We start from the raw sequence: 16,094 nt of genomic DNA on the forward strand, positions 1-16,094 counted from the left end.
TCACGCGAGCGTGGAATATATCCGGCAGAACGTTGGCTTTCGGGCGGCGTTCATCATTTCATCATTGCCGCTCCACCCCTCCTACCCTGAGAATTGGACCGTACCCGGAGCCCAGTCCCATGGACCGTGCCTTCGGCGTACGCATGCGCCCGCGCGCCCGTGGGTCGGGAAGGAGGATCGTGATCAGCGGCATCGACCGAGGTCAGTATCCCCTCGCCCGGAGCTCGTCGCCCAGACGGATGCTCGACCTGGAAACCTGGGCGGCCTCGGGGATCCCACTGCTCCGCGACCCCCGCGACTTCGTGCTGGAGCTGCACCAGCGGCACCTTCCGCAGCCGGGCACGGTCGTGGTCGCCGTCCTGGACCAGGAGCACCGGGTGACCGCGTCGGCCTCCTTCACCCCCTGGCCGCACGACGCGGACGGCTGGCAGCACCGCAACGCGATCCTCGCCCACCTGCGCCAGGTCACCCCGCACGACCTGCGCCTGTCCAGCCCGGCCCGGACGGCCGTACTGCTGCGCTGCCGCGAGGGCGCGGCCGGCTGGACGGAGCAGGACGGCGCGTGGATGTGGGCCCTGCGGGACGCCGCCGCCCTGCACGGGCTGCGCTGCGGAGCGTACGTGGCGCTGACCCCGGTCGGCTGGCAGATCCTCGGGGACGGGCGGAGCGGCCGCAATCCGCACGCGGGTTCGTGGGCGGAAGGCCCGGTCCACACCGTGACGGAGCTGCCCCCACGCACGGCGCTGGAGGGTTCGCACGGCCAGCGCCCGCTGCGGCAGGCACCCGAGCGTCCGCAACGGGGCGAGCGGCCCCAGCGGTCCCGCCAGGGCGACCGCCCGTGGACGCCCGCCAGGGTCACCGCGATCGAACCGGCCCGACGTACCGGCACCCGCTGACCGGACGGCCTCCCGTCCGCGGTCCGTGACGGCGTCCGTCCGTGACGGCGCGCTCCGCGCCGCCCGCAGTCGGTGAAGGCCGCCACCGGTCCGGCACACCTCGGGCCCGGCCTGCGCCGCCGCCGGCCGGACGGGCCCGGACCCGCGCGGTCAGGGCCCGTGCCCGCCGACCCGGTCCCGCCACCACGTCCGCGGGGAGTCCGGCCCCGGACATGCCGAAGCCCGGCACCCACGGGGCACCGGGCCGGGACGGGTTCGGGACAGGTTCGGGACGGGGATCAGGGGGAGCGGACAGGACAGGGCCGTCGACCGGGCCGGGAGGCCGGTGCCGCGAGGGCCGGAAGGCCCCCGCGGGTAGCGGACCCGGGCACGGACCTCAGGCGGGCAGAACGCGCGGAGCGGGTGCGCCGACGGCGGCGAGCGCCGCACCGGCGACCGCCGGGTCGGTGCCGCCGCAGACCACCAGCAGCTCCTCCGCGTGCCGCAGCGCCTTGGCGTACGCGGCCGCGGCGCGCTCGGCCGAACCGCCGTTGACGACCAGCACGACCACCGCGCGGCGGACCGGGCGGGCCAGCTCCGCGTCGGCGTAGAAGACGTCGCCGCCCTCGGCGAGTTGCGCCCAGTAGCGCTCCTCCCCGAAGGAGAGTTCGTGCTGCTGCCACGGGTGCGCCGCGCCGACCGTGAGCACCAGGACGGAGCCCGGCTCGCGGCCGCCGTCCAGCAGCCGGTCGACGGTCTCGTCGGCACGGTCCAACGCCGCCGCCCGGGTGGCGGGGACGTGCCGCACCTCGACCGACGCCGGTTGCGGCGCGGGTCGAGGACCGGGCTTGGGAATCGGGCTCGGCCTCGGCGACGGCCCCGGACGGTTCGCACGCGCGCTCGTCGAACGCGGCTGCGCCGCTCGCGGCGGTGCGGGGCGGGGGCCCGGCACCTGGACCGGCACGGAGCCGGCGGCCGACGGTACGACGGGGGTCGCGCCGCCGGTGGCTGGCGCGCGGAGGGCTTGTGCGTCCGACTCGCGGGGACTGGGAACGCCGGGGCCCGGGAGGCTCTCGTTGATCTCCGGCTCCTCGGGGAAGACAGGCATACCCGGATATCTATCAAATGCCGGTCGAACGCGCACGGGCGCCCCACCCATCGGACACCGCGCGCCCTACGGTCCGCGGTCGAAATATCCCGACGTAGTGTCAGAAACCGAGCGCGAGCTGCTCCCCGGCGGACTCCGCGGCGACCGTCCCGGCGGGACCGGGCACCACCCGGACCCGCTTCAGATGACGCCACTCGGGCAGCGCGTCCAGATAGGACCAGGAGAGGCGGTGGTGCTCGGTCGGCCCGAACTCCTCCAGTGCGGCCCGGTGGACCGGGGACGGGTAACCGGCGTTGTCGGCGAAGGCGTACTCGGGGTGCTCCTCGCCGAGTTCGGCCATCATGCCGTCACGGTGGACCTTGGCGAGCACGGAGGCGGCGGCCACGCAGACGCACGACTGGTCGCCCTTGATCACCGTGCGCACCTGCCAGGGGCCGCCGAGGTAGTCGTGCTTGCCGTCCAGGATCACCGCGTCCGGCTCCACCGGCAGCGCCTCCAGCGCCCGGACGGCGGCCAGCCGCAGCGCGGCCGTCATCCCGAGCTCGTCGCACTCCGGGGCGGAGGCGTGACCGAGGGCGTACGCGGTGACCCAGTCGGCGAGGACGGGCGCGAGCGCCTCACGACGGAGCTGGGTGAGCAGCTTGGAGTCGGTCAGCCCCTCGGGGGGCCGGCGCAGGCCGGTGACGGCCGCGCCCACGGTGACCGGACCGGCCCAGGCACCCCGCCCGACCTCGTCGAGGCCGACCACGATCTTGGCGCCGGCCCGGCGGAGCGAGCGCTCGACGGAGTGCGTCGGCGGGACGATGGGCATGAGGGGGTCCGTTCAGCTGGTCGGACTCCAGCCTAAGCCACCCGCCCGCACCCCCGACCCGGTCGACCCCGACCCCGGCCCCGACCCGCACCACGGCCGGCCGGGAGAGCGCGGCGAAGAACGGACGGACGGCCGAGCGGAAGCCGGACGGACGGAAGCCGGACAGGAGGCCCGGTGGAGGACCGCCGGGAGGCCGGGCGGACACCCGCCGCCGGCCCACCCGCCGACCGGAGCGGGCGACCGGAGCGGGCGACCGGGCGGCCGCTCCCCTCACACCCGGATCAACGGCACCAGGACCTCGTCCACCAACTGGTCGACGAACTCCGGCCCGACCTGGCGGCCGCAGACCTTCACCCGGTACAGCAGCATCGCCGGGACCACGTCCGCGACCAGCGGGGTGGCCGCGTCCGGCCGGACGTCGCCGCGCTCGGCGCCCCGGCGGAGGATCTCCAGGATCACGCCCTTGGTGGGCTCGATCATCCGCTGGGCGATGAAGTCCTTGAAAAGCTCCGCCTGTTCGTGGTCCAGCTCGGCCATCACCGCGGTCACGGCGCCGCCCGCCCGGGAGCGGGCCACCGAGGCGAAACTCTCGACCAGGTGCCGCAGTTCCTCACGGGCGGACCCGAAGTCCGGGGTGTCGGTGGGGCGTGGGAGAGTGGAGTCCAGGGCGTCGACGACCAGTTCCACCTTGGACGCCCACCGCCGGTACAGCGCGGCTTTCCCGGTCCGCGCGGCCCCGGCGACCCCTTCCATCGTCAGCCGCGCGAATCCGCCGGAGGTGAGCTGATCGAGCGTCGCTTCGAAGATCGCCGCCTCCAGCTCCCGCCCGCGCCGCCGTGCCGGTCTGGTCAGCACCTCGGCCACGACCTGGACGGGACAGGGGCCCCGCGTGGGCTCGGGCGCCCGCTCCGCCTCGACCCGGGGGGCCTGTCGGCCGGCCGAGCGTTCCTTCTCCTGGCGTCGCACCAATTGATCCATCGTCACCCACCCTTAGGAACGCTTGCGTTCACAATCTCGCCGACGCTATCGTCCACAGTAGTGAACGATACCGTTCCTTCATAGCCCGCGGGACGCCGTCGGGCCGAGCCGGACCCCAGGTCCGCAGCATACGAAGCAGTAGCCAGCAGGGGGCATCAACTTGGCTATCTCCGACACACTCAGCAAGAACTCTCCGGCGCGGAGCGGGCACGGCCCGAACAAGGGCATCACCCTCGCCGTCATCGCGGCCACGCAGCTGATGGTGGTGCTCGACGCCACCATCGTGAACATCGCGCTGCCCCAGATCAGGGACGCGCTGGACTTCTCCACCACCAACCTCTCGTGGGTGATCAACGCCTACACGCTCACCTTCGGCGGCCTGCTGCTGCTCGGCGGGCGCGCGGGCGACATCCTCGGCCGACGCCGGGTCTTCATCGCCGGCACACTGCTGTTCGGGCTGGCCTCGCTGCTCGGCGGCTTCGCGCAGGACGGCGGCATGCTGCTCGCCGCCCGCGCGCTCCAGGGCATCGGCGGCGCGATCTGCTCGCCGACGGCCTTCGCCCTGATCGCCACCAACTTCGACGAGGGGCCCGAACGCAACCGGGCCTTCGGCGTGTTCTCCGCGGTGGCCGGTTCGGGCGCGGCGATCGGCCTGCTGGCCGGCGGTCTGCTCACCGAGTACCTCGACTGGCGCTGGGTCTTCTTCGTCAACGTGCCGATCGCCGTCCTGATCGCGCTCGCCGCGCCGCGCTACATCGCCGAGTCGGAGCGCCACCCGGGCAAGTTCGACCTGCCGGGCGCACTCACCTCGACGCTCGGCCTGGTCGGTCTGGTGTACGGCTTCATCCGCGCCGCGTCCGACGGCTGGACGGACCCGGTGACGCTCGGCTCGTTCATCGGCGGCGCCGTGCTGGTGGCCGCGTTCGTGGTCATCGAGACCCGCACCGCGCAGCCGATCACCCCGCTGAAGCTGTTCGCGAACCGGAACCGCACCGGCGGTCTGGTGATGATGCTCTGCATCGCCGCCGCCATGTTCGGCATCTTCTTCTACATCACGCTCTTCGTGCAGGGCCCGCTGGACTACAGCCCGCTCAAGGCCGGTTTCGCCTTCATGCCGATCAGTGCCTCGATCATCGTGGCCGCCCAGCTGGCCTCCAGCCTGCAGGCCAAGTACGGCCCGAAGCCGTTCATGGCGGGCGGCGCGCTGCTCGTCACCATCGGGCTCACCTGGCTGACCTTCATGAACGCGGACAGCGGCTACGTGGACGGCATCCTCGGCCCCACGGTGGTCTTCGGCTTCGGCATGGGCCTGGTCTTCGTCCCGGTCATGCTGCTGTCGGTCGCGGGCGTCTCCGGCGAGGAGACCGGCGCCGCCTCCGGCCTGCTGAACTCGATGCAGCAGATCGGCGGCTCGCTCGGCCTGTCGATCCTGACCACGGTGTTCGCGCACTACGCCACCTCCGAGGCCAAGGTCCAGCTGCCCGGCTTCATGGCCACGGCCACGCCGGAGCAGAAGGCATGGCTGCTGGAGAAGCAGGAGTTCCCGAAGGGCACCGCCGCGGCCAACGAGGTGCTCGCGCAGGGCATCTCGCACGGCTTCATCGTGGGCGCCGCGATGGCGGGCCTGGCCTTCCTGATCGCCGTCCTCGCCATCAAGGCGAAGGCCGCCGACCTGCCGTCGGACACCGCCGGCGTCGCCATGCACTGACCCGGCCACCCATCCCGGCCGCCCGTCCGGGCCGCCGTCCCGGTGGGCCGCACCGGAAGCACCGGGCACCAGGGCCGGTCGGGAGCGACACGCTCCCGACCGGCCCTGGTGCATCCCCCGCTCCCGCTCAGCCCTCGAAGGCGTAGTCGCGGCTCATGCCCACCCGGTCGCAGGCGTCCTCCCCGCCCGTCAGACGGTCGGGCGACGGCCGCTCGGCGAGGATCGCGCGGGCCCTCGACTCGGCCAGGCTGGTGGCGTACCAGGGCGCGGGACCGTCCGTCCGCAGGTTGGCCGCCACCAGGCTCAGGGCACAGGTCCGGTAGTCGCCGGGCAGCCGGTCCAGGGTCGGCACGGCGTCCGCCGAGAGGTAGCGGACGTTGCGCAGGTCGATCTGCCCGGTCCGCTCGAAGCGGGCCACATTGTGCTGCGCGACCATCACGTCCGGCCCCATCAGCCCGTAACCGGCGGCGGCCAGTGCGGCGCTGAGCACCGCCGCGCGCGGCAGCCAGCCCGCCGACGGGGTCAGGCCCGCCACGATGAGCAGCACGAACACCACGCCCAGCCAGCCCTCCACCACCAGCACCCAGAGCCGGAGGGTGGTCAGGCCGGAGGCGTCCACGTAGAACCACATCCGCCCGAGCGCCGCGGCCACCACCACCAGGGTCAGCAGGCAGAGCGCGCCGAGCAGCAGCCGCACCAGCCGGCGGTCGGCCTCCGTGCCGCGCGGCGCCCAGCGCTTGGCGAGCGCGACCACCACCAGGGTCAGCACGGTGACCACCAGCAGCTGCCAGAAGCCCTGCCGGGCGTACTCGGAGCGGCTCATCCCGGTGCGCTCCAGGATCGCCTCGGCGCCGCCGAGCACCACCACCGCCTGGAGCACCACGAAGGCGCCGAACATGAGGTTCAGCGCGGCCAGCGGCAGGGCCCACTCCAGCCGGCCCCGGGCGCGGCCCGGCCGGACCGGGGTGCGGTCCCAGCGCCGGGGACCCGCCGCGATGTGGGCGAAGCCCAGCGCGGTCGCCAGACCGAGGACGAACAGGGCGGCCCGGGCCGGGAGCTCCCCGAGGTCGACGCTGGGGACGAGGCTCTCCAGGACGTTCGCCATGGCCGCGTCCGCGCCGGCGAACAGGGCGCCGAAGACGATCAGCAGCACCACCGCCACCAGGACGCCCTTGACCACCGGCACCACCTGGCTCCGGTCGCCCGCGCGCCGGCCGCGCAGGGCCCGCCCGGCCCACGCCAGGCCGGGCACGAGCTGCCAGAGCAGACCCGGCAGCGCCAGCAGGACCCCGGTCCAGCGCCGTCCGCCGTGCAGGGCCAGCGAGGCCAGGCCCACCGCGCAGACAGTGCTCAGCAGCACCGGCCAGTCCGCCTCGTACAGCGCCGGGACGGCGAGCAGGGCGAGCGCGAGCCCGCTCCACAGGACGGTCCAGGCCCTCGGCCTACGGCCGGCGGCCCGGGCGGAGGCGCCGGCGCCCACGGTGGCGGCCGCGGCGCAGAGCAGCAGGTTGACGCCGAGTCCGTCGATCAGCAGCCAGGAGCTCAGCAGGCCGGCGAGCACCGCCGCCAGCACCGTCCGGCCGGTGGCCGGGGCCTTCCGCTCCGGGTCGCCGGGCCGCAGCCACTGGAACGGCTGCGGCGCGGGGACGCCGGGCGCCCGGAACGGGCCCGCGCCGGGGGCGGCACCCGGAGCACCACCGGGGCCGTAACCACCGGCAGGTCCGAAGACCCCGGTGGGTCCGGCCACCGGGCCAGCCTCCCCCGCCCCCTCGTCCGCACCAGGAGCAGCACCGGGAGCAGCAGCGGGCCGGGACGGCACTCCGTCCGCGGCGGGAACGCTGAATCCGGACATGGGATCCCCCTCAATGATCGGGTGGACATGCGGAATCCACCCTCCGGGCGGTCCGCCGACGAGCACGCGGAACCACGCCGGTGAGGACACCGGGCACCACGGCCGAAGCCGACTGTAGACCATTCTGAACAGGTTCAAAAACACCGGGCCGGGCCCTGTCACACCTCTGTGACAGAGCCCGGCCCGAAGCCCGAGCACTGATCGGAACCCGTCGTCGCCACCACTCCGGCCACGACCCCGGCCACCACCCCGGCCGCGACAGCCACGGCTGCGGCTACCGCTACCGCTGCGGCAGCGACAGTCAGTACGTCCCGTACAGCGAGTACCGGAAGCTGTCCTTCACCGCCGGCCCGAAGTCCGCCGGCCAGGTCCCGAACGGAACCACCGTGTTGCTGTACGCCCCCTGCCCGGCCGTGCCGGTCGAGTAGTTCATGTTGTTCACCGTCGTGCTCGTGCCGTTGGTGTTGTAGACGAACCAGTACGAGGTGTTGGCGCTCAGGGTGAGATTCACCGGCAGCGAGTTCCACGCGTTGGCGGTCAGCGTGCCCGAGCCCGTGGCGGCGACCAGCGTGCCCGGCGAGCCCCCGGCATCGGTGTAGACGGCCAGCTGGTACCGGTTGCTGGGCGCCGCGGCGATCGGTCCGACGTGCACGCTCAGCGCGGTGAGCGCCGCCGGGTCGGCGCCGGTGGTCACCCGGCTGCCGTTCAGGTGATTGGAGTCGGTGTCGTCGATCAGCGAGCCCACCGCCGTGTTCCCGATCGTCCGCGGCTCCGCTCCCCCGGTGGTGAAGGAGAACGTGTACGGGGCGGCCAGGGCGTTCCCCGAACGGTCCCGGACGCCCTGCACCGTCGCGCTGTACCCGGCGGTGAGCGCCAGCGGCGCGGACGGCGTGAACACCACGCCGTTCGCCGCCGCGTCGTGGACCACCGAGCCCGCGACCGCAGCGCCGCCGGCCGCGGCCCGCAGGGTGACGGAGCCGCCGGTGACGCTCGCCGGGTCCAGCGGCTCGTTGAAGGAGAACCGCACCGCCGAGCCCGGGGCGACCCCGTCCGCGCCACCGGCCGGGGTGGTGCCGATCACCGTGGGCGCGGTGGTGTCCTGCCCGTAGCTCGCGGTGTACGAGCCGACCGCGCCGTCGAAGAAGGCGTAGGCGATGCCCTTGACCGTCTCGACCCGGTACGGCACCGCGCGCCCGCCCGAGCTGATCCCGGTCAGCGTGCCCGCCGCCGCGTCGACCGGCAGCATGGCGCGCAACCCGTTGGCCCCGCCGGTGATGCCGAAGGTCAGCGCGCTCCCGTTCCAGGACAGCCCGGTGAACGCCGAGGCGTTGCGCCCGTCCAGCCAGGTGAGCATCTGCCGGCCGGAGACCACCGGCGCGCCGTGCGCCTTGGCGGCGGCGACCACCGCGTCCGAGGCGGCGGAGGCGGCGAAGTCGGTGTGGATGTTGGCGGTCAGCGCCGCGTAGTAGCCCTTGGCGCCGTACGCCGCGTCGAGCAGGGTGTTGACGGTGCCCGGGTACGACTGGCCGGACTCGTCGGTGAGCTGGGTGGTGGCCTGGTACTCGTCGATGACGCTGCCGTCGGTGTCGGCGAAGCGCATGATCTGCCCGGTGCCGTTGAAGTAACCGGGCCGGTCCTGGGTGAAGTTCGACGGGTAGAAGTAGTAGTCGGTGTCCAGCCGGATCCCGTTGGCGAGCTTGGTCCTCGCCTGGGTGGCCCAGTCGTCCCACTCCACGCAGTGGGTGCGGCTGCTGGACGGGTTCGGCAGGTTCGGGTACTTGCCCCGCCAGGCCGCCAACTGGTCCCGGTAGTAGCCCTGCAGGGTCGAGGTGCTGCCCCAGGGACGGCAGTTGGTGGTGACGTGCACGCCGACCTCGAAGCCCTGGTCGCTGTACGCCTTCGCCTGGGCCGGGGTGAGCGGGTCGTCGGTGTAGATGTAGGAGGAGCCGCGGACGCACTCCCAGTCGGCGACCGAGCAGCCGGGCGGGCTCTGCGCGATGTAGCCGTCCCAGCGGCCGGCCGTGCCGCCCACGCCGTGGTCGTCCCCGGTCATCACCACGACGGCCTTGACGTCGCGCGGGAAGTACCAGAACCGGGGCAGCGGCTGGGCGGTCGCGGCGAGTTGGGTGAGCAGGTTGGCGAGCAGCCGCTGCTGCTCGTCGGCGATCGGGATCAGCGCCTTGTCCAGGTCGTTCCAGTCGGGCTGGCCGCCGGTGCCGAAGAACATCTCGCTGGCCTCGTAGCCGTCGACGCCGTCGCGCTGCTGGCCGGCCCAGGCGGCGTTGCCCTGCCGGGTCTGCACCACCGACTTCGCGAGGTCGTAACTGAACGCGGCGGCCCGGCCGCCGCCGGCCGTGCGCAGGCTGACCGCCGGGTTGGCGGTCGCGGTCGCGGCGTCGCTGTACAGCGTGGCGACGGCGGTGGCGCCGTTCAGCGTGTAGAGGTCGGCGGGGCCGTGGTAGCCCATGGTGTCGCCGGTGATCCCGGCGCCGGGCGCGGCGGCGGTGTTCACCTTGAGGTAGGCGTCGGCGCGGGTGCCGGTGGCCGGGGTGAGGCCGAACAGCGGTGCGAGCTGCCGGTCGGGGCGCATCGCGACGAGTTCGCCGCCGCCGTTGGTCCAGGTGGTGAACAGCGCGGCCTGGGCGGCGGTGAGCGGCATCTCGCCGAGCAGCACCACCTCGGCGGAGGCCAGCACCCCGGCGGTCACGGCCGAGATGTCGACCTGGCGGTAGGCGTTCAGGCCCTCCGCCTTGAGGATCTCGGCCAGGTACCGGGTGTACGGGTTGGCCTGGCTGGTGACCAGCAGGATCGGGCCCTCGGTGCCCGGGCCCGCGCCGGGCGGCGGGGGCGGCGGGGCCGCCTCGGGGGTGTACGTGGCGTAGATCGAGAAGCTCAGCCCGCTGCCGGTGACCGCGCCCGCGGTGGCCGGCCAGCTGCCGAACGACAGGCCGCCGTTGCCGTACACGCTGGTGCCGCCCGGGCTGTAGCGCAGGTTGTTGACCGTCGGCCCGGAGCCGTTGGTGTTGTAGGCCAGCCAGTACGGCGTGTTGGCGGCCAAGGTGGCCGTCAGCGGGACGGTGTTCCAGCCCGGCCCGGTGAGGGTGGCGGTCGCGCTGCTCGCCAGCAGGGCGCCCGGGCTGCCGCCGTTGTCCTGGTAGATCGCGGTCTGGAAGCGGTTGTTGGGCGCGGCGTCGACGCCGTCCACGTACACCGAGACGCTGCCGACGGTGCCGCCGGCCGAACCGGTCACGTACCGCGAGGCGTTGAGGTAGTTGGAGTCGGCCGTGTCGGTGGCGGTGCCGACCGCCGTGGTGCCGAGCGTCGCCGTGACGGCGACCGCCGGGGGCGCGCCGGGCCCGGACATCAGGGCCGCCGCCGTGGCAAGGGCCGCCAGCAGCCCTCCGGCCCGCCGCCACCGACGCCCGCCGCCACGCCCGCCGACGCCCCGAGCGTCACCGCCCCGGGCGCCCGCGCGTCTGTCCGTACGCCCGCCCAGGCGTGTGCCCCTGTCTGCCATGACCGCCCCCCTGTGTCATCTCGGCCGACCAGCCCCTAACGGTGTACCGGCAACCCGCCGACCGTGTCCACGAAATCAACACATTCGCCATGGAACGGCCTGAACCCCGACGTTCTCCCGGAGGGAACGGGCGGACCGGGGCAAGCTCCGGACCGACCGGGCGGCCGGTGGCCGGTCCGGCGTCAGCCCTTGACCGAACCGGCCAGCAACCCGCGCACGAAGTAGCGCTGGAGCGCGAAGAACACGGCCAGCGGGATCACGATCGACAGGAACGCCCCCGCCGTCAGCAGCTCCCACCGGCCGCCGAAGGAACCGGACAGCTGCGCCAGCCGCACCGTCATCGGCGCCACCTCCGGGGTGCCGCCGGCGAAGGTGAGCGCCACCAGCAGGTCGTTCCAGACCCAGAGGAACTGGAAGATCGCGAACGAGGCCAGCGCGGGCGTGCAGAGCGGCAGCACGATCGAGCGGAAGATCTTGAAGTGCGAGGCGCCGTCCACCACCGCCGCCTCCATCAGGTCTCGGGGCAACTGGGCGATGAAGTTGTGCAGCAGGAAGATCGCCAGCGGCAACGCGAACATGGTGTGCGCCAGCCACACCGGCGCGTAGGTGCCCTTGAGGTCCAGCGCAGGAAGCAGCGTCAGGGAGCCCAGGTGCGCTCCGCCGGAGAACAGCTGGAGCAGCGGGATCAGCGCCATCTGCAGCGGCACCACCTGGAGCGCGAAGACCACGAAGAACAGGGTGTCGCTGCCCCGGAACCGCACCCAGGCCAGCGCGTAGGCGGCCATCGCCGCCAGCGCCAGCGGGAACAGCGTGGCCGGAACGCTGATCGCCAGCGAGTTCACCAGGAACGGCATGAGACCGGTGGAGACGCCGGAGCCGCCCTCGAACAGCACCGTGTGGTAGTTGTCCAGCCCGAGGTCGGGGTGGAGCAGGGCGTTCCACCAGCCGTCCGCGGTGACGTCCTGCTTGGGGCGCAGCGAGGTGACCAGCAGCCCGAGGGTGGGGACGGTCCACAGCACCGTCACCACGATCACGAACACCGAGGCCAGCGGGGAGGAGAAGGTCTTCCGGACGGCGCCGCCGTCCCGCCGTACGCTCATCGGACCGCACGCTCCTTGCGCAGCTGGAGGATGTTGTAGGCCACCAGTGGCAGCACCGCGAGGAAGAGGATCACCGCCAGCGCGCTGCCCCGTCCGGTGTTGAACTGGACGAAGGACTGCGAGTACATCTCGTTGGCCAGCACCTGGGTGCCGAAATTGCCGCCGGTCATGGTGCGGACGATGTCGAACGCCTTCAGCGTGGTGATCATCACCGTGGTCAGCACCACCACCACCGTGGTGCGGATCATCGGCACGGTGATGTGCCGGAACAGCCGCAGCCCCTGGGCGCCGTCCAGCCGGGCCGCCTCGGTGACCTCGTCCGGGATCGCGTTGATCGCCGCCGACAGCACCACCATGGCGAAGCCGGTCTGCACCCACACCATGACCGCCATCAGCAGGAAGGTGTTGAGCGGCTGGGAGAGCATCCAGTTCGGCGGGTCGTCCCAGCCGAGCCAGATCGCCAGCTGACTGAGCAGACCGATCTGCCGCTGCGCGTGGTCGCGCGACTCGTAGACGAACTTGAAGATGATCGAGGCACCGACCAGGGAGATCGCCATCGGCATGAAGATCAGCGACTTGTAGACCGCCTGGCCACGCATCCGGTCCACCAGCAGGGCCAGCACGAGCCCCAGCGCGGTCGCCGCCAGCGGCGCGATCACCAGCCAGAGCAGGGTGTTGACCAGCACCTCGCGCACCGAGCCGGTGGTGAGGGCCCAGCCGAAGTTCTCGCCGCCGACGAAGCGGCTGCTGTCGTCGCTGTAGAGGCTCAGGTAGACGGTACGGACCAGCGGCGCGACCAGACCGAGCAGCAGCAGGACCAGCGCCGGTCCGAGCAGCACCAGCACGGCCAGCGGGCGGGCGATCCGGCCGGAGGCGCGGCCGGCGACCAGGAAGACCAGCAACAGGATGCCGACGAAGCCGGCGATCGCACCGAGGCCGTTGCCGAACTTGACCATCGCGTCGCCCCAGGCACCGGCGGCGAGGGACATGGCGTCACGTCCTTTCCCAACGGAAGGCGGAACGGGGGATACCGGGAACGGGGTACCGGGAACGGCGGTACCTGGAACGGGGCGGAACCGAACGAGGCAACGCGGCGGAACCCGACCACGACCGCGCACGCGCGGGGCCGGCGGAAGCAGGGAGCGGAGGGGGCGGGCGGTGCGGGTGGGTGGCCCCGCACCGCCCTTCGGCAGGTGGTCCCGTGACGCGCGCCGCTACTGCGGCCAGGCGGCGTCGATGTCCGCGGCGGTCTTCTGGATCGACTGTCCCTCGGCGAACCAGGCGGTGAGCGACTTCCACTCCTGCCCGGAGCCGACCGCGGCCGGCATGAGGTCCGAACCGTCGAACCGGAAGGTCGCCGCCGGGTCCGTCAGCGCGTCGGCGGAGATCCGGTCGATCGGATCGGTGTAGAGGCTCTTGTCCACGCCCTGATTGGCCGAAACCCAGCCGGTCGCGGTCTTCACCCGGCTGCTCGCCCAGTCCGAGCTGGACAGGTAGTTCTGCACCGCCTGCACCTCGGGCCGGCTCGCGAACGCGGTGAGGAACTCCCCGCCGCCCTCGACCGGGTTGGGCACCGAGGGGTTCACCGCGGGCAGGTGGAAGGCGAAGATGTCGCCGTCCGGACCGATCTTCGTGTCCTTGGGCCACTGCGCCTTGTAGAACGAAGCCTGCTGGAGCAGCAGGCACTTGCCGGTGAGAATCGGCGCGCCCGCGTCCTGGAAGGTCGTGGTGGCGATCGACTTCACGTCACCGTAGCCGCCGTTGACCCAGGCCGGGTTCTGCATCCAGTCGGCGACCGTCCTCATCGCCGCGGCAATCTTCGGATCGGAGAACTTCACCTGGTGGTTCACCCACTGGTCGTAGACCTCACCGCCGTACGAACCCAGGACCACCTCCTCCAGCCAATCGGTGGCCGGCCAGCCGGTGGCCGTGCCGGAGGCGATGCCGCCGCACCACGGCTTGGCGCCGCCGCCGGTCTTGGCGATCCGGTCGCTGAGCGCCATCAGATCGGCCCAGGTCTTCGGGACCTCGTAGCCGGCCTGCTTGAACGTCCTCGGCGAGTACCAGACCAGGGACTTCATGTTGGCGCTCATCGGCGCCGCGTAGAAGGTGCCGTTGACCGACCCGTAGGTCTTCCAGACCGGGCTCCACTTCTCCTGGTTCGCCACGGTCTGCTGCGGCGGCTTCACCACCTTGCCGCTCTTGACCATCTGGGCGAGCAGACCGGGCTGCGGGATGATCGCGAAGTCCGGGGCGTTGCCGCCGCTCACCCGCACCGGCAACTGGGACTCGAAGTCGTTGCTGCCCTCGTAGCTGATCCGGATGCCGGTGCACCGGCCGAAATCGGCCCAGGACTTCTCCAGATTGTCCGACTCGGGGCTGAGAATCGAGGCGAACACCGTCACCGTGGTGCCGCCGTGGCCGGCGTAGGGCTGGTAGCGGGCGCAGTCACCGGACAGGGTCTGACCGGCGGTGCCGCCCGAACCTCCCGAGCTGTCGGTGCTGTTGGAGCAGGCCGCGGTCAGCGCCGCGACGGCCAGCAGGGCCACCGCCGCGAGCGGACGGCGCCGGCGGGCGGGGGACGGGGGCGGCGCGGTCGTGGACGGCACGGTCGGGGTGGGAGTCAACGCGGTCCTCCTCGCCGGGGCGCGAACGCTCGGCTGTGCGACAGAACGGCATTGCGCTGTACCGGAGTTAGACGTTCGACATGGACGCGGCGGCCGGCCGATCCGACGACGGTAACGCAGCCGCGACCTGCCGCCAAGGTCCCCGCACGCCCTTCGCCACCGCGCGCCCCAGTTGTGACCCGCCCCGCCGGCCGCCGGAGCAGCCCCGCCACCCCGGCCGCCCCACCGTCGGAACGGCGCCCGCCCTCGGCCGCCCGGCCGTCAGAACAGCCGGACCGGCAACTCCTTCAGCGCGTTCACCACCAGCGAGCCGCTCGGCCGGAGCTCCTCGTCCGGCACCGCCGACGACAGCCCCGGGAAGCGCTCGAACAGCGCCGGCAGCGCGATCCCCGCCTCCAGCCGGGCCAGCGGCGAGCCCGGGCAGACATGCGGACCGTGCCCGAACGACAGATGCCGGATCGGATCCCGGGTCACGTCGAACACCTCCGCCGTCACCCCGTGCTGCGCCGGGTCCCGGCCGATCGCGTTGTAGGACACCAGCACCGGCTCCCCGGCCGGAATCACCGTGTCCCCCACCGCCACGTCCTCAGTGGTGAACCGGAACAGGAAGTTGCTCGTGGGCGGTGTCCAGCGGAGCGACTCCTCCACCACCGCGTCCCAACCGACCTTGCCCGCCCGCACCAGCTCCAGCTGGTCCGGGTGGGCCAGCAGCGCCCGCACCGCGTTGCCGATGAGGTTCACCGTGGTCTCGTGACCCGCCGCGATGATCACCCGCAGGGTGGCCGCCGCCTCCGCGTCGGTCAGCGCCCCGCCCTCGGTGTCCGCCTGCAGCAACACGCTCGCCAGATCGTCCCCCGGCACCGCCCGGCGCTGCGCCACCACACCGTTGACGAAGGCGTTCAGCCCGGCGATGGTCGCCTGGATGCCCTCCGGGTTCGGGCGGGCGCCGAAGAACCGCTCGTAGAGGTCGCGCAGCAGCGCGTGCTCCGACTCCGGGACGCCGAGCAGCGAGCAGATCACCGTCATCGGCAGCGGAAAGGCGAAGGCGGACTTCAGGTCCACCACCGGCTCCCCCGCCGCCAGCGTGTCCAGCAGCTCCCGGGTGATCGCCTCCACCCGCGGGCGCATCAGCTCCACCTGACGCGGGGTGAACGCGTGCGCCACCAGCGCCCGCAGCCGCCGGTGCTCCGCGCCGTCCGTGGTCACCATGCTCGGACCGGGCACCGCCAGACCGATCAACGGCCAGGTCCTCGGCACCTCGCCGCGCTGGAACGCCGCCCAGTGCCGGGCGTCCTTCACCAGCCGGGCGTCGGTCAGCAACTCGCGGGCGGGCCCGTGCCGGGTCACCGCCCAGGCGGTGACACCACCGGGCAGCTCCACCGGCACCACCGGACCGGCGGCGCGCAGCAGCGCGCCCTCGGCGGCGTTGTCCCGGGCCAGCGGATCGAGAACGAACGGGGCGGGAACGAACGGGGCGGGGACGGTCATGACTACGAGCACTCCTTCGGTTCTGGTGAA

At 72.8% G+C, this 16,094-nt stretch carries 11 protein-coding genes; 2 read left to right on the top strand and 9 right to left on the bottom strand.

All coding sequences use genetic code 11. From position 1 onward, the window contains the following. Window positions 1-239: 239 nt before the first annotated feature. Window positions 240-896 (top strand): hypothetical protein, encoded by a 657-nt coding sequence (locus ACIQ9P_RS30645; protein WP_402363265.1) that lies wholly within the window; start codon window positions 240-242, stop codon window positions 894-896. A gap of 376 nt (window positions 897-1,272) precedes the next feature. Here ACIQ9P_RS30645 and ACIQ9P_RS30650 read toward each other — a convergent pair whose 3' ends face one another. From ACIQ9P_RS30650 to ACIQ9P_RS30660, 3 genes are all read right to left on the bottom strand, one after another. Beyond that, entirely contained in the window at window positions 1,273-1,650 is a 378-nt protein-coding gene (locus tag ACIQ9P_RS30650; protein ID WP_402363268.1) for a hypothetical protein, read from the bottom strand. A 433-nt stretch (window positions 1,651-2,083) separates the two neighbouring features. Then, complete coding sequence (locus ACIQ9P_RS30655; RefSeq protein ID WP_402363271.1) at window positions 2,084-2,794, bottom strand: ribonuclease HII; 711 nt, start codon at window positions 2,792-2,794, stop codon at window positions 2,084-2,086. A 270-nt stretch (window positions 2,795-3,064) separates the two neighbouring features. Beyond that, the gene (locus tag ACIQ9P_RS30660; protein ID WP_402363450.1) at window positions 3,065-3,760 is read right to left on the bottom strand and encodes a TetR/AcrR family transcriptional regulator; all 696 of its coding nucleotides are present in this window, start codon (window positions 3,758-3,760) and stop codon (window positions 3,065-3,067) included. A gap of 172 nt (window positions 3,761-3,932) precedes the next feature. On the opposite strand from ACIQ9P_RS30660, the gene ACIQ9P_RS30665 reads away from it, so the two are divergent. Then, complete coding sequence (locus tag ACIQ9P_RS30665) at window positions 3,933-5,480, top strand: MFS transporter (RefSeq protein ID WP_402363274.1); 1,548 nt, start codon at window positions 3,933-3,935, stop codon at window positions 5,478-5,480. 127 nt (window positions 5,481-5,607) lie between these two features. Here ACIQ9P_RS30665 and ACIQ9P_RS30670 read toward each other — a convergent pair whose 3' ends face one another. From ACIQ9P_RS30670 to ACIQ9P_RS30695, 6 genes are all read right to left on the bottom strand, one after another. Further along, entirely contained in the window at window positions 5,608-7,227 is a 1,620-nt protein-coding gene (locus ACIQ9P_RS30670) for a DUF4153 domain-containing protein (RefSeq protein WP_402363277.1), read from the bottom strand. A 406-nt stretch (window positions 7,228-7,633) separates the two neighbouring features. Further along, complete coding sequence (locus tag ACIQ9P_RS30675; RefSeq protein WP_402363280.1) at window positions 7,634-10,696, bottom strand: Ig-like domain-containing protein; 3,063 nt, start codon at window positions 10,694-10,696, stop codon at window positions 7,634-7,636. A gap of 335 nt (window positions 10,697-11,031) precedes the next feature. Continuing rightward, window positions 11,032-11,949, bottom strand: coding sequence for a carbohydrate ABC transporter permease (locus ACIQ9P_RS30680; RefSeq protein ID WP_402363282.1), 918 nt, complete (start codon window positions 11,947-11,949; stop codon window positions 11,032-11,034). After that, the gene (locus tag ACIQ9P_RS30685) at window positions 11,946-12,938 is read right to left on the bottom strand and encodes a carbohydrate ABC transporter permease (protein ID WP_402363285.1); all 993 of its coding nucleotides are present in this window, start codon (window positions 12,936-12,938) and stop codon (window positions 11,946-11,948) included. Before ACIQ9P_RS30685 ends, ACIQ9P_RS30680 begins: the two co-directional genes overlap by 4 nt. Window positions 12,939-13,163: 225 nt before the next feature. Then, window positions 13,164-14,576 (bottom strand): ABC transporter substrate-binding protein, encoded by a 1,413-nt coding sequence (locus ACIQ9P_RS30690; RefSeq protein WP_402363288.1) that lies wholly within the window; start codon window positions 14,574-14,576, stop codon window positions 13,164-13,166. A gap of 261 nt (window positions 14,577-14,837) precedes the next feature. Further along, on the bottom strand, window positions 14,838-16,064 hold the full coding sequence (locus ACIQ9P_RS30695) for a cytochrome P450 (protein ID WP_402363291.1): 1,227 nt from the start codon (window positions 16,062-16,064) through the stop codon (window positions 14,838-14,840). Window positions 16,065-16,094: the final 30 nt, after the last annotated feature.

This window comes from Kitasatospora sp. NPDC094019, assembly GCF_044764505.1.
Lineage (GTDB): Bacteria > Actinomycetota > Actinomycetes > Streptomycetales > Streptomycetaceae > Kitasatospora.

What these genes read in the sequence shown, in the direction of transcription:
- ACIQ9P_RS30695 (WP_402363291.1), bottom strand. Translation starts at nt 16,064, where the DNA reads ATGACCGTCCCCGCCCCGTTCGTTCCCGCCCCGTTCGTTCTCGATCCG.
- ACIQ9P_RS30655 (WP_402363271.1), bottom strand. Translation starts at nt 2,794, where the DNA reads ATGCCCATCGTCCCGCCGACGCACTCCGTCGAGCGCTCGCTCCGCCGG.
- ACIQ9P_RS30685 (WP_402363285.1), bottom strand. Translation starts at nt 12,938, where the DNA reads ATGTCCCTCGCCGCCGGTGCCTGGGGCGACGCGATGGTCAAGTTCGGC.
- ACIQ9P_RS30675 (WP_402363280.1), bottom strand. Translation starts at nt 10,696, where the DNA reads ATGTCCGGGCCCGGCGCGCCCCCGGCGGTCGCCGTCACGGCGACGCTC.
- ACIQ9P_RS30645 (WP_402363265.1), top strand. Translation starts at nt 240, where the DNA reads ATGCTCGACCTGGAAACCTGGGCGGCCTCGGGGATCCCACTGCTCCGC.
- ACIQ9P_RS30680 (WP_402363282.1), bottom strand. Translation starts at nt 11,949, where the DNA reads ATGAGCGTACGGCGGGACGGCGGCGCCGTCCGGAAGACCTTCTCCTCC.